We start from the raw sequence: 14,843 nt of genomic DNA, 5'->3' as shown, positions 1-14,843 counted from the left end.
AAGCGGCCCTTGGGCCGCTCTTTTTCGTATATACATCAGGTGTTATTACGCCTATTTCAACCGTTCCGGTCTCCCCGCTCCCGCGAGTCCGTAAGCTTCGCCCCATGCTCGTTCCATGGCAGGCTGTGACTGCGAACGGTTGGATCCAATTGTGATTTGCGGTCCTTTGCGTTCACGCAGAAGCCCCCGCAGCACCGTAATGCCAAGGATGGACAAACCGGTAAAAACGTACATTAAACGCATCAGTACATTCCCTGAATCGGTACCTGTAACCATGCCATGCACCAGTAAACCGATGAACGCAGGATAAGATAGCATGTGGAATATAAACCACCATTTGCGGCCCAGTTTATTACGCAGATCACTGGAGAGCAGCACAATCAGCAAGGCATAAAAGGATAACGTCCCAAGCCCGCTGCCAACCGGATGTACTGAGGCACTAAACGGAATAAGCAGTTCACTCCAGGTAAATGGACTGTAATGGTCGATATACAGGGTTAGTGCATGCACGATACCAAGTCCAAAGGCAAGCCAGGTCGTCCGGGTATGCCACTGGTACATGGCCGCTTTGGGTTTGCCTTTGGCGGCAGGCATCCCTTGGGCGATTCCCAGAAAGACACCAGCAAAGAGCAGCAGATAAGCAGCTACCCCGCTAATACGAATGATATTCCACGTGGGTACATTATCGACAATCCATTGTGCCATAACCAGCTCCCCCATATCTGATAAACTTATCGTTTCAGCATGTTGCATTAAAGTTTTAGCAACATGCTGATTTAAATAAAGCTGAAGCAGTGGTCCGGCTCAAAGCCTGGCCACCGTTCTTCCAGTGCATCCATATCCCCTCTGAACCAGAACTTACCTTCCCGGGTTATCCATAAGACATCATGCCGGTCATAATGCCTGTTTAACCAGCCAATCGCTTCAGCACTCCCCAGGATACAGACGGTCTTCGCGATAATCTCGCATTGCGAGACATGCTGGCCTACAGCGGTACATTGCACCACATCCGTATCAGCAGGCTCCATTGTCCGCGGGTCAATCAAGTGGTGGCAGAGACTGCCGTCGGCCCGCTGCCACTGTCTACGTGCGATCCCTGAAGTCGCCACCGCACCAGTACCTAACTGAATGTTTCCTATCAGATTGCGTTTATCCAGCAAAGGGTCCTTTATATAGACAGTCCATGCAGTAGACGCAGGAGTACCCCACACCTGAATATCTCCTCCCGCATTAATCATGCCTGCAGGAATGTGAAGCGTGCTCTTCAGCCAATCGGCAATGCGTTCCGTTGCCCAGCCTTTCACAATGCCGCCCAGGTCCAGTTCAAGTCCGGGATCCAGATGGACCATCCGACTGCCCTCTCTATGCATCCATCCAGGACAGGTATAATCGCGTTCCTCTACCGGGATTAGTGAGGCAATTGAGGTTGAGGTATGCTGCGAGGACTGCGTCTTGCCTCGCTCATACTGCCCGATCTGTTCGAAGCTGACATCATATCCCTGTTCCCGAAGAGCCCTTGAAATGCCCGGTTGAAAAATCCCTTCTGTCTGACCTATATATCCGTAAGCCAAACTTAATACCTCGTCCATGGCAGCGGAAACGGACATCCATCCCACCGAACGATTCAGACGATTTAATTCGCTATTGGTTATAAACCGACTGAAGCGCTGCTCTTGTGTTTCAAACCAGTTTTTCACGAGTACAGCTGCATGCTCAGCTTCCTCACGTCGGGCGGTTACCAGCTGAACCTCCACATCCGTATTCATTGCACGAAATCTGAACTTAAGCGGACGCGTAGTCTTTGCAGCTAGGCTCATGATGTACCTGTGCGCGACTGGTAACTGCCACTGCCAGTTCCGGAGTCAGATTCCTGATCAGACTGACTGAAATCCCGGCCATAGGATCTGCTCCGATCACGCTGTTCCTCTTCTTGGTTCGGAACAAAGCCACCCGCCCATTCATCCATTACATCGTCACGGGTATTCGACTGACTTACAGATAAGCTATCGGTATCTGTTCCATTTGCTGCTGCATATGCGGCATCAAAGGCATCAGAGGATCTTACATATTGAAAGAGTGCCGCCACCGTTAATGTTGCAATTGCTGAGGCTTGCCATTTTCTCCATTGATTTCGTTTCTTTCTGTTCATCGCTCTCCCTACTTTCTCTGGCGAAGTTCATGCTCCTATCTTAGGGTTCCTGGATTAAAAGCAGATGAATGAACCGTTAAGAACGGCTAAAGCTTTCCATTTCCTATGATTCCGTATACACAAAATAGGCCCTGAACCGGAGATGTTCTCCCATTTCAGAGCCTTTGCCTTATGAATGATTGCTTTCCTATTTTCGTACGAACTCAGTTATACTTTTTGAAAAAAAATGATCCATCTGTTTCCTGTTCCTGCACAATAAGCCCCCGCCGGATCAACTCCTGAAGATGAGCGAGCGTTTCGCTCATGGCAAAGCGCAGCTGATGTGTGCCCAATCGATCACCGAACAAGGAAACACAAACGTCATACCCGTTCGATGGGCGCTGAGCAATATGCTCAGCCATCTTCTGAAGCCGCTCCTCATGGTGAGCCAGCAGATGAGTGGTTCGGTCCGTAAAATGGCTGAACGGATTTCGATGCCCCGGATATGCCTTCTCGACATCCAAACTCCCTAGACGATGCAGCCCCTGAAGATAAGATAACAATGGCTGGGCATCACTTTCCGGCTGCAAGCTGATATTGGGTGAAATCTGTGGCAGTACGGCATCGCCGCACAACATCTCTCTGGATTCTGGTGCATAAAAGGATAGATGCCCTGGGGCATGTCCACCTGTCTCGACGGCTACCCACCTTTTGCCGCCCATAAACAGTTCTTCCCCATCCTCAATGAACGTTACTTCCGGCAAAGGAGTGATCTGAGAGACAAATCCCTTCATATGCTCACGGATCTGTATGGTCTTGTCCTCCGGCATTCCATGTTGACGATAAAATTCAGGCAGTACAGCATTAATGGTTGCACTCGGGCCCCACATGTATTCTGCCTCCTGACGCGACCTGGCAGACATTCGTACAGGTACACCCGACTTCTGCTGCATCCAGCCTGATAAGCCGAGATGATCGGGATGATGGTGGGTCAACACAATTTGGCCAATGTCCTGAAAAGACAATCCCAGACCGGTTAGAGCTTCCTGCCATTCCTGCTCCGTTCCCGGGTTGCGCGGGCCTGGATCAATCACGGTTATTCTTCCATCCGGTTCATAGAGCACATAACTGTTTACCCAGCGCAGCGGGAAAGACATCGTGATCTGGAGCCGATGCATGCCCTCCGGCATGGTGATCGCTTCCGTACGTTTCATTTTCTTCTCCTCCATGCTCTTCTCACTCTACAGGCCGATGACCAACAAAAATCATGCGCGGGGAAGCCTGCTCTTCATATTCCTCTTCATCATAGCCTCCATGAACCTGATCCACCACAAGCCCCGCCTCCTGCAGCAGCTCACTCAGTTGTTCACGGGTGTACAGCTTGACACGCTCCTTATGAATCCGGGGTTTATCACTGGAACCGGAGTCGGTAATGTGAATTTCCTTCTGCACAAATCCGTCCTTGATCTGGCGAAACTCTTCAATACGCTGACCTTCCGTCTCTCGTTTGGAATGCGGAACCAAATGACGGGTTACGTAAGCCGTGTTCATAAAATCAATAATGTAGCTGCCGCCAGGCTTCAGCATGTGACGGATGACACGCAGCACCTTGAGCTGTTCACCGTCCTCACGAAAATAACCAAACGATGTAAACAGGTTGACTACTGCGTCAAATCCACCTTCGAGCGGCAGATTACGCATGTCGGCATGAACCCATTCCACTCGATTCTCGGTGTCCATCTGACGTGCTTCACGCAAAAGCACATCGGACAGGTCAATCCCGGTTACCCGGAAGCCTGCGTCTGCCAGAGCCAAGGAATGCCGTCCCATACCGCAGCATAGATCCAAAACCCGTGCCTGTGGCTCAAGTTTTAACCAATTGATCATTTTATGTACTTCTTCATATGCACCCTGCACATCCCTGTGCTTGTATACGAGAAGGTAGTCTTCTCCAAAACTCTCTTCATACCATTCCGTCATTCGTATCGCCCTCCACTTGGTCAATGGCCCCGTTTTCTCTGTCACGTACTTTTTATAGGGCTGATCATACCTAAGCTTGTAGTAATTGTATCTTCTTTATTCTTCAAACTCAAAGATTTCCAGTGGCTCCCGTTCATTGAACGGCCTGGATTCGCCCTATATAATGTTAAACATAGTCACGTGCGCGCAAACCGGTTAACTATATATAAGCTTTTCAAATGGTTCACCTGACGACGGCTGTACAGTCCTGCTATACGGACAGGTGCACACTTCGATCGTAATAGGACTACCTAGAGACAGAACAGTAGGAGGTGTTATTTATGATTCACATTGGACTCACGGGATGGGGAGATCACGATGATCTGTATCCCGATCGTACCAAAGCCAAGGACAAGCTGTGTTTATATGGACAGTACTTCTCAACCGTAGAGGTCGACAGTTCCTTCTATGCCGTTCAGCCCCGGGACCGGATGGCACGTTGGGCAGCTGAAACGCCGGATGACTTTTCGTTTATCGTCAAAGCGTATCAGGGGATGACTGGGCATCTTCGGGGCAAACCCTATTTCACCAGCATCACAGACATGTACAAGGCTTTTCGGGAGTCACTGGAGCCGGTGATGGAAGCCGGTAAAATGCGAGCTGCCCTGTTTCAATATCCACCATGGTTTGACTGCAATCGTGATAATGTCAACGAGCTGCGTGAGGTGAGACTGCGTATGGAAGGTATTCCGTGTGTGCTTGAATTTCGCCATCGCAGCTGGTACGAGGATGGTATGCGAGAGCGGACGCTTGCCTTTCTGCGGGAACAAGGCTGGATTCACAGTGTCTGTGACGAGCCGCAGGCAGGCTCAGGCTCCATTCCGATTGTGCCGCAGGCGACGGATTCGGAGATGACGCTCGTACGGCTGCACGGACGCAATGTGTCAGGCTGGCACCAGAACGGTGCACCCAATTGGCGGGAGACTCGGTACTTGTATCGATACAACAAGGAAGAATTGATGGAATGGAAAGGTTATCTGGAACAGCTGCACGAGCAAAGTAAGGATGTCTATGTGATTTTCAATAACAACTCGGGTGGCGACGCTGCAGCCAATGCGCAGATGATGATGGAGCTGCTGGAGATGCCTGTCCGGCCATTCCCCGATCGAACAACAGACGAGGATGAGGATGGGCCTGAGCAGCTGGAGCTATTTTAAGAATCTAGGCACGAACATTATTTACATGATATATACGATTGGAGGTGAAGTTTTTAACCTGGATTCAATGATGCAGCATAGTACGTAGTCTAACTATAGGTTTATGCCATACACTTACCCTAGTTAATTAAGAGTACTAAGATCGCCCTTCTCTAAAATATAGGTTCTAACTACTGTATTCCCATCAAAAACATAGATCCTTTCACAACTATTACATCGCCAAACATCATACCGAGGGAATGGTATAGATATAGGATCAATGAAGTCACCTTGATTAATAATGTCGTCCCATTCCTTATCTGTGTATACCGTCAACTCAACATCATTTGGGGCTTTTGAATTGGATAGCGTTACACCACATTTACACTGAAATCTAGCCATATACTATTCCTCCTGAACTTTACACATGTTCTTCGTAAGAAATGGATTCAAGTGATGGGCCAAATACAGGTACTAGTTTAGTCATATACCAGTTTATATCCGTTATTTTGTTGAAACTCTCTACATCTAGGATTCTTCGATTGATATCGGGACTCATTATTATGGTACCGCTCTCTCTAATTAAAATGATCGTTATATGACCAACCGAATGCTTCAAGTTTTTGGAGAATAGTCATTCTCAAGATTGGCTTTGATAAAGCTATCTCAATAGAAGATGAAATAGACATGCGAATCCCTCCAGATGATTGATATGTGCTCCCTAGAACCATTCTCTTTATATTGAGCCCTGGCCTCTTTAGAACTTTCACAAAAATATAAATACGCAGTAAACTACATGTTTATATAGTATTTTAATAGATCATGACGCAATTCATTAACTAGTTGATCTTCACCTAATGAAATAGGATATACTTCACCATCCTCAAACATATTCTTTACTGCGTCATCGTAACTAGTTGCAAATTCCAAGACATAAGAGTTCAGTCCTTTAACAAAGGTTATTTTGTAATAGATACCAGAGTGAAATAACAATGTGTTGCCATTTACCATAGCCTTTTCAAAGTTCAACTCTTGAATTAAAGCCCTGATTTTCTTCTGTAGTTCTATAAATATCCCTCCTTCTAAATTATTTTAATGATTCAAGCTCCTAAGTCCAGGATACTCTGAGTATTTCTGGATATATTCTATAGCTTAAAATCAAATCCCCTTTATTCGTTTCAGAAATTCACATAGCTGAATGTTTAATAAATGTGAAAGAAAAAGACTATTTCAGGCAATCCCTAAAATAGCCTCTATCACTCTGAAGCTTCTGTTAACTCTTCAAGCTTTCTGCATCGTATCTTCTTCTTCAGTAACGTTCATCTGGCTGAGCTGCTGGTTCATTTTATGCGCTTCGATACCTGCCAGGAGTACTATGCCGATCCCATGAGTGTCGTTCAGGATCCAGCCCAGATCGTCCCGATAATAGAGTGCAGTAAAGGAGTAACCTGATCCGCGGCATACGCCATATACATTGCCTTTATGGTCGATGGACAGTCTGGTCATACCTTCCCATCCTTTGCGGACAGCTTCCAGATATGGTGCAGGCTCCTCGAGCCAGCCCTCGCGAATTCCGCGGGCATAGGCGTAGATGAACATTGACGTGCACGAGGTTTCCTCATACGAATCCGAGCGGTTCAGCACCTGATGCCACAGGCCATTTTCTCCTTGCAGCGCCAGATACCCCTGACACAGATCCCGGTAGAAACCCAGCAGTTCCGAACGCCTTGCATGATCCTGAGGCAGAATGCTTAATAGTTCCGTCAGGGATAAGAGGACCCAACCGTTACCGCGCCCCCACGGGATGCCTGTTGCCCGTCCACGCACAAAATCATACACATGCGACATGATCTGCTGCTCAGGAATATAGAGATATTGACGGAACAACAGAAACTGGTTGACTGCATCATCCCAATACGCCGTATTGCCCGTTAGTTGACCATAGCGCATCAGGAATGGCGTGCTCATGTACAGATCATCGCACCACATTGTTTCGTGACGCATCTCTCCGCTTCCGCGAACACGATAAAATGCTCCGTCCTCCAGCCGTTCCTGCTCATCGGTAATGTAACGGGCAATGCGATCTGCCGTATCTCGGCCCCCGCGAATGTCCCCGAGTTCCATCGTTGCCAGCAGCGTTGATCCGAACGAACCGCAATCGTCCAGGCTGTCGATCGCTGACAACTGGTTGTTAATTCCCGCTGCACCATAGGTTTCCCGATCCCATAGACCGTAACGGTCAAACGAAGTACTCAGCTCGATATGATCCCGGACATACTGGATTATATCGTCACGATTCAGCTCCTGTCCGATCCGCAGAAGTCCAAGCAGGGTAACCCCTAGTGGGTAATTCCATTTTCCGTAATGTGTATTCTCCAGATAAGGACGAACGCTTGTATCCGGCTGATCTACATGCCAGTATACACCTTTCGAGCCATCATCAAAAACAGTATCGGTCACGACAATATCCGTAGGTATTGGTTCGGAACCCGGTGCAAATCTTCCGGTATACAGCCATACGTCCGGACTGCCTGCAACAGGATGCGGAGAGCTCAATCTCCAGCCATCTGATCCGGAAATCTCTGCTGAATCCAGCGTAAATCCCCAGCCCTTCTCCCCAGCTTGGGTTTCCCCTCGTGCGACCAGATCGGATAATCCATAGCGGCGCGGCAGCTCCACACGATAATGCCCACTTCTGTCAGCGGAGTATACTTCCTTATCATCGACATACAACTGAAGAGCACCTTCATGCTGACCTTGTAAAACAACAGGAGATGATCCTGGCAATGTGACATCCAACTTCGTCCACGCGTAGGCCACGGCCGGTTGCTCTGTACCAAAGATCCTTGCGAAAGAACCAGCTTCCCGCTCTTCTTCCGTCCATTCTCTTCGTGGATACCAGAAGAGCCCTGTTTCTTCTTCCGTCATCCCGTCACGGGGAATTGAAGTTACAGGTTCATCAAGAGGCTCTGAATATAGCCAGCCTTCCTGACCTTGCCGGTCCACTCCCGGAGTCAGGAAATGAAGTGGGAAATTCTTGAAGGAAGCGGTACCATAAATGCTGCCGAACCCGACCTCTGTTTTGACAAAACAAAGCAAGACGTCATTCCAGCCAACCTTTACGGAGATCGGAATCTGGGTTCTTCGCTCGGGAAATAACTCCTGCAGCAGTTCGGATTTGAAGGCCTCTTCCCCGTTGACATAGATCGTTACCGGACTGTAGCAGTTCAGGCCTGTGTTCAGCGTAGCCTCCTGCTGGCTCCATAACTTGCCCCATACGTATACGTACTGTCCTGCACGCGCTTCTGGCCACTTGTCGTCCAGGTTCAGATCATAACGGTAATCCCCATGTCTGCGGAACCCTCCCCGGTGGTAGGCTCTAAACAGAAACGAATGTTTGGGATGATCACCGATATAACGCTGGGCCACCGTCGTCAAAATATCCGGAATTGAATGATGCACCTTGCCTGCAATCGCCTCGTTTTCATGAAAATAACGAATGATCAACAGCCCCTTCCTATACCTTGATTTCTTCGGTTAAACGCAAGGTCTCCCCTGCACGCACCTCAACCACCTGCTGATCTGCCGTGAACCAGACAGATATGGCTGACGGATTATGGATGATGGATCGGTCTGCTGAACATTCCAGACGTTTGACCGCTTTCCAATAGGAAATGATCTCTATATTCGTCGCATACCATATATCGTCCCTGCCGCCGATCTGCTCGCCAAACTGTTCGATGATCTCCCAATTGTCGTTATCATTAAATTCATAACTGTGTCCCCAAACATAGAGCAGGAGCGGTGTACCTGTTTTGGAATGCTGGATAAAACGCTCGGCATGCGCTGCCAGGTCATTATTGTGATGACAGGTCGGATGCCATTCAAGCGGACGCTCAGGCAGCGTATATCTGCCGTGGGATTCAACCGTTCGGGCATAGTCCAGACCCAGCCACGCCAGTTTGGTGCTAAGAGAACGATCGTACCCTCCATTAGGGTAAGCCATTCCCCTCACCGGATACCCGACAAGCTGTTCCAGCGCTCGCCGATCTTCCATAATTTCTTCGTTCAACAGTTCATCCGGTACATAAGGCAAAGTAGGATGAGTAACCGTGTGTACAGCCACCTCATGCCCAGCGTACAGTTCGGCCACTTCCTCCGGCTCAATTCGCCCCGGTTTCCCGAGCGTGCCAGAGTTCAGATTGAATGTACCTCGTAGTCCATAGCGATTAAAAAGCTCCACCAGCCTGCGGTCGTGGACCACACCGTCGTCATAACTGAGCGTCAGTGCCTTCATCACACCACCAGGATATCGATCAAACTGAATACGCTGTCCCATCTTGGACCTCCTCCTCACCCTGTTCCTCTACCATTTTTCTGTCACAGCCATGTTGATTTTCACACGGTTCAATCCGAGAACAGATTAGACCGTTTCTTTCACCTCAAAATATCGAAAAACGCCTTGGCCTCCACGATTCGCAGATAGAGTGTTTACAGCAAACACCCCCATCTTCGCACCAACCCAGAGTGCGGTTGTCGCTGTAAACGGTGCCCCCATGGGCTGGAAGTCCTCTCCGTCTTTACTCCAGCTAAACTGGCAGCGGGCAGGCTCCTCCAGTGCTAAGCGTAAATGAATGGTCCAACCGGTTTCCGGTGAACCATACTCGCTCCAATCCAGTCCGGTTTCTTCCCATTCATCCGCATGCAAATGATTGTCTGGCTGTTTGGCTCCGCGGAGCAGGGACAACCTGACTGCTCCAGCGTCAGTCTGAGACAGACTCAGGCAAGCATAGTCATCACCAAACACAATGAGCCCCGCTCGGTCACCCTCCTGTTTAGGCAAGAAGTTCAGCTTGGTTGTTGCTTCAAAGGCGGAGGCAGGTAGTTTCTGCATAAGCAGCTGCGGTACGCCGAACAAGGATTGGATGTCTTTCGGGTAAGGATGCATATGTAACACAAGTCCCTTGTCCGGAACAATATCTGCCCATTCGGAACGGGAGTTGGCCTGCCATTGCCATTGAACTCCTAGACGCTCATTTTGGAAATCATCCGAAACATCAGGCACGGTGATCGGGTAGGCAGCGCCCACATCCGGTTTCGTGTACACATCCACGGGCTCACCTGTCCCATTTCCTTCACGGTCTACGCCAATGACAGGCCATCCGTCTTCGTTCCATTTCATCGGCTGGAGATGAACAATTCGCCCGTAAGCATCCCGATCCTGAAAATGAATGAACCATGACTCTCCTGATTCCAGTTCCACGTATCCCCCCTGGTGAGGACCATTAACGTTGGAAACTCCCTGATGCATAACGATCCGGTCCTCATAAGGGCCAAATACCTGCTTGGAACGCAAAACGGTCTGCCATCCCGGCTTCACCCCTCCGGCGGGGGCGAAAATGTAGTAGTACCCGTCCCGCTTATAGAACTTAGGCCCCTCAATCGTAGGATGATGGGCTGTGCCGTCAAAAACAATCTGCCCTTCATCCAGGAGCCTGCTTCCATCCGGAGCCATGCGGCACACCTTAATCTTGCTTTTTATGCCAGCGCGGCTATGGGCAAAGGCATGAACCAAATAGGCTTGACCATCATCATCCCAGAACGGGCAAGGGTCAATCCAGCCCTTCACCTCATGGACCAGATGAAGTGGCGACCATTCACTTTCGGGATGATCTGCTGTTGTCATGAAGATGCCTTCATCCGGCGTGCTGAAGAAAATCCAGTACTTCCCGTCATGATACCGGATGCTTGGTGCCCATACCCCCTTGCCATGAAGCGGTACATCATACCCTGCCAGATCCAGCCGCTGAATGGCGTACTGCACCAGTTTCCAGTTCACCAGATCCTTCGAATGCAGAATGGGCAGTCCGGGGATATGCGAGAAACTCGAAGCGGTCATATAAAAATCTTCGCCGACACGAATGACGTCAGGATCTGAGTAATCGGCATGCAATATGGGGTTACGATATGTCCCGTCCCCCTGATCCGCGACCCAGACGGGAGCCATTTTTTTCTGTCCTGATTGAGTTGTACTCATATTCTCCTCCTCCACATTTCCAAATTTATTCTTCAACCGATCCAATTACCGGTCTCATGCAAGCTATGGCTATCCGAATCAAAATAGGTGCCTTCCAGCAGACCGATTAACGTATTGGTGATGCGCACTTCAATCTCGTTGTCACCTGAACGGAGCCAGGACGTTTCTCCACTCCAGCGATACGGAGACCAGCATCGCACCCCAAGGCTATGACCGTTGACCAAAACCTCGGCCACATCCTGCACCAGCCAATCGCTGAATTCGAGTTCAAAGGAATTGGCATCCGCGCTAGGCGGATCCAGCCAGAAGCTGCGTTTATAACTCATGTCTCCTGCGTAATGCGGGTACAGCGGCTGAGGCTCAGGTGTGATCCGAATGGCCGTATCTGGCTCACGAACCAAGGAGACCATCCCTTCGTGATGAAACGCAACGCCAAACCGTCCCTGCAAATACAGCGGATCGAGGATTCCTTCCTCATCCTTCGTGACCTGTACCGTAATCGTTATTTCGTTCAAGCCTGTGCGGAGCCACTCTGTGATATCGCAGCCAATGTTGGTATAATCCGTGATCTCAATGGGCTCGAATTGATCTGGCCCAATCGTTTTGCCGTTGATCTCCATGATCCACGCCCCTGCAATGGCTGCCCGATCCATAAATATTCTGCACTCCTGCAAAGCCGTTCCCAGCTCAAAAGCAGTAGTGTATTGGCATTGAATCGGATAGGCAATAGACGCTTTCTTCGGCGTGCCAAATACCTGATTAAACTGAACAGGCAAGTGTTGCTGCTCCGACAATTCAGCCGCTTGATCGATAAAAGGCTTAACACCCGCATGCTTGTTTTCCAAAATCACACCATTATCATTCGTTGCTGTAAGACGGAACTGTCCAATCCGGAGGGTGTTGGGCTGAATGGTTTCCAGTCGCCACGGCCCTTCCACAGGTAAAATAATGGGTTCAGATGGCTTATCCGCAGCAGCCGGCGTCAATGGTGCGGTTACTCCCGGCTTACCCATGGCATCGGAAATGCTTTCAGAAGCCTCTACCATCTGTAAAGTAAGCCGTACAGCATGGGCTTCATACCCGGCAAACCTGAGTGAAATACACCATTCCCCACCACTGCTGGTCAGCGGCAAAACTTCCCGCTCTCCTGTCTCCAGATTAAGCCGCTCTGCCAGCAGACGTGTATTTGTTGAGAGATCCACACCGATCCATAACCGCTTGGCAACGACTTTTAATTGTCCCTCCAATTCGCGTTTCTCCTGGTTGGATAGGAACACCATAAACTCTCCATCCGACAATTGACGAGTCTGCATCAGCAAGGAAGCGCTCTCTTCTTCCATGATCCAGCAGATGGGCTCGGGCAGCACCTGATCCAGCAGCAGTGAGATCAGTTCAAGAGTTGAATCATCCCCGCGACCTGTACCAACCGGAAGGAAGTAGGCTTCTCCCTCCCCTTGCTGCCACATTAACTCATTGCTGCCGTGTCTTGTTTCCACGGCATGGCCCCAGTACTCTTCCTCTGGTTTTTCCCCTGCACCGAAGAAGTTTGCTGCTTCATTGCCTACTGGACTTCCTTCCTGGATTGCGATGTATGGAGGAAGCCCGATCGATATGACGGTCCCTCCTTGTTCAGCAAACCGCCTAACCTGCTTCCAGGCATCAGCCTCCAGATTCAGCATTGGTGGAAGGATGAGTACTTCGTACCTGGCAACACCAATCTGAATGGTTCCACCCGCAAGTTCCGCTTCAGCCAGCAGCTCAGGGTCCAGATGATCATAGTCACGTCTGTTCTCCAGTAAATGCACACCGATTCGCATCCAATCATTCGTAAGCCGCTCCAGTCTCGCCCGTTCTGCTTCATCCTCACCGCTGTATTCAAACCCATGCAGCGGATTGCCCATCAGGCTCCAGAAAGTCGTCGTCGGATCAAGAACGGCAATCCGGATATCGGCTGTCCCCGTGCTCATCAGATAACTTATACGTCCCGTATAATCTCCAAGCTGACGGAAATGTGGCCAGTATGGATTCTGCAGAAACTGGGATGGTGGGGCATCATGCTTCGTTAACCCGCCAATCGTATAGAAAAATGCATGAAAATTATAAAAGTTCGTGCCCATGGCCGCCATCCGGTCAATCATCCATTTGGCATCCTGCAGCGTCATCGACCAGCCCACACTATGAAAACACTCGATCAGATTGCGGGTGCGTCCCAGCTGTCTGGCCAGTGAGCTGACCATCTTCGGATTGTCACGCATTCTTTTGCCATACCGTTCCAAAATCCAGGATAAGGGTCGCCCGATCTTCTCATGCGCGGAGTCTCCGCCAGGCATATGACTGAATAACTGAGTCGTCATCCGTACGCCAGGAACTTCTGCTGCATACTGGATCCCAGCAGCCTCGCACCAGTCATGAACCTGTTGGTGATATGACTCCCTGAGAAGCAGATGCAGCGATTGATAATAGTCATACCGGATACGGGCCGAGTCCGGAACATCGCCATATAACAGGGCAGGAAGCGAATCAATAAGACTATATCCGCAGCGTTCGCGAAAATATGCAGGCAGCTGAGGAGACCAGGGAATACGTCCGAGCGGGGCAATTTCATCGGAAAACATGCCTTTGATAACGCTGTCAAAATGAGTTCCAACAGCTGCCGCATATCGGTCATGTGTCAGTTCAATAAAACGGCTCATCGCTTCCCGGTGGCACGGGTCCACGAAATTGCCGTAATATTTGAAATCGCCAATCTCCTCTTCCTGGAACAATAGGACGTCCCAATCTCCTGCTGGTACATCCCACACCAGGCGGAAAGCCGTCCGATATGTAAAAAATCGCTTGCGATTATACGACGTCAGGCCTGTCTCCTGATATACCTGATCGGTCTGGATATTACCGATGTGATGCCGCAATTCGATAGACTCATCCCATAACCGGTTACCCTCTGCGTCTCTCGGAATGGCTTTGGCGACCAAAATTCGTCCCCACGGCAGCTCGTGATTGACAGTCTCTCCGCCCTGCACATGCATCTGGTGGTGCACGAGCTTACGCTGCTTGGCTTCAGGGAAATCAAGAGTGACCTCGCCGCCTGCCATACCGCTAGGATATGGGTATTCGTCATACAGCCATACTTGCATGCCACAGGTCTCGGCAGCTTCCACCGCAATCCGGACCTTGTCAAACCAAGCGTCAGACAGATAGGGAATCTGCAGCCCCTGACGCGGACAGATGAAAAAGCCGCCCACACCCTGTGCTGACATTTCATTCACTTGCCGTTTGATCTGCTCTTCCTCCATATCCCCATTCCAAAACCAGAAGGGATGAATCCGGTACTGCGCGGCGGGATTCGCAAATGCCTCCCCGTTCCACATGTCGCTTTCCTCCCTGTTAAAAAGAGTCTTTTTTTCTTTCCATTATGGTTCATTTGTGTTCAAATACGTTTGTTTGGCTATGATTATACCTCAAAAAGTGGTGCTAGGGAGGCTCTAATTACAAAATGTTTTATAAAATTGATATAGATGGAAAT

Annotated in this window: 11 protein-coding genes; 1 reads left to right on the top strand and 10 read right to left on the bottom strand. The window is 49.7% G+C overall.

Annotated elements, in window-relative coordinates; genetic code table 11:
- Positions 1 to 51: 51 nt before the first annotated feature.
- The 5 genes from ABGV42_RS21630 to ABGV42_RS21610 form a co-directional block, all read right to left on the bottom strand.
- Complete coding sequence (locus ABGV42_RS21630; RefSeq protein WP_347383633.1) at positions 52 to 705, bottom strand: ferric reductase-like transmembrane domain-containing protein; 654 nt, start codon at positions 703 to 705, stop codon at positions 52 to 54.
- 71 nt (positions 706 to 776) lie between these two features.
- Positions 777 to 1,766, bottom strand: a complete 990-nt coding sequence (locus tag ABGV42_RS21625; RefSeq protein WP_347383632.1) for an FAD:protein FMN transferase — start codon at positions 1,764 to 1,766, stop codon at positions 777 to 779.
- A 47-nt stretch (positions 1,767 to 1,813) separates the two neighbouring features.
- Complete coding sequence (locus ABGV42_RS21620) at positions 1,814 to 2,149, bottom strand: hypothetical protein (RefSeq protein ID WP_347383631.1); 336 nt, start codon at positions 2,147 to 2,149, stop codon at positions 1,814 to 1,816.
- A 203-nt stretch (positions 2,150 to 2,352) separates the two neighbouring features.
- The gene (locus ABGV42_RS21615) at positions 2,353 to 3,342 is read right to left on the bottom strand and encodes an MBL fold metallo-hydrolase (protein WP_347383630.1); all 990 of its coding nucleotides are present in this window, start codon (positions 3,340 to 3,342) and stop codon (positions 2,353 to 2,355) included.
- 22 nt (positions 3,343 to 3,364) lie between these two features.
- On the bottom strand, positions 3,365 to 4,108 hold the full coding sequence (locus tag ABGV42_RS21610) for a class I SAM-dependent methyltransferase (protein WP_347383629.1): 744 nt from the start codon (positions 4,106 to 4,108) through the stop codon (positions 3,365 to 3,367).
- 320 nt (positions 4,109 to 4,428) lie between these two features.
- On the opposite strand from ABGV42_RS21610, the gene ABGV42_RS21605 reads away from it, so the two are divergent.
- Positions 4,429 to 5,304 (top strand): DUF72 domain-containing protein, encoded by an 876-nt coding sequence (locus tag ABGV42_RS21605; protein ID WP_347383628.1) that lies wholly within the window; start codon positions 4,429 to 4,431, stop codon positions 5,302 to 5,304.
- A gap of 123 nt (positions 5,305 to 5,427) precedes the next feature.
- Here ABGV42_RS21605 and ABGV42_RS21600 read toward each other — a convergent pair whose 3' ends face one another.
- From ABGV42_RS21600 to ABGV42_RS21580, 5 genes are all read right to left on the bottom strand, one after another.
- Positions 5,428 to 5,685, bottom strand: coding sequence for a hypothetical protein (locus tag ABGV42_RS21600; protein WP_347383627.1), 258 nt, complete (start codon positions 5,683 to 5,685; stop codon positions 5,428 to 5,430).
- Positions 5,686 to 6,564: 879 nt separating this feature from the next.
- The gene (locus tag ABGV42_RS21595; RefSeq protein WP_347383626.1) at positions 6,565 to 8,790 is read right to left on the bottom strand and encodes a glycoside hydrolase family 88/105 protein; all 2,226 of its coding nucleotides are present in this window, start codon (positions 8,788 to 8,790) and stop codon (positions 6,565 to 6,567) included.
- A 10-nt stretch (positions 8,791 to 8,800) separates the two neighbouring features.
- Entirely contained in the window at positions 8,801 to 9,622 is an 822-nt protein-coding gene (locus ABGV42_RS21590; RefSeq protein ID WP_347383625.1) for a polysaccharide deacetylase family protein, read from the bottom strand.
- Between the two features lie 84 nt (positions 9,623 to 9,706).
- Positions 9,707 to 11,320: a glycoside hydrolase family 43 protein gene (locus ABGV42_RS21585; RefSeq protein WP_347383624.1), complete on the bottom strand. Its 1,614-nt coding sequence runs from the start codon at positions 11,318 to 11,320 to the stop codon at positions 9,707 to 9,709.
- Between the two features lie 32 nt (positions 11,321 to 11,352).
- Entirely contained in the window at positions 11,353 to 14,688 is a 3,336-nt protein-coding gene (locus tag ABGV42_RS21580; protein ID WP_347383623.1) for a glycosyl hydrolase, read from the bottom strand.
- Between the last annotated feature and the right edge of the window lie 155 nt (positions 14,689 to 14,843).

The sequence above is a fragment of the Paenibacillus pabuli genome (assembly GCF_039831995.1).
GTDB lineage: Bacteria > Bacillota > Bacilli > Paenibacillales > Paenibacillaceae > Paenibacillus > Paenibacillus pabuli_C.
Note: the sequence above shows the minus strand (reverse complement) of the source record. Positions and strands in the feature narration are given on the sequence as shown.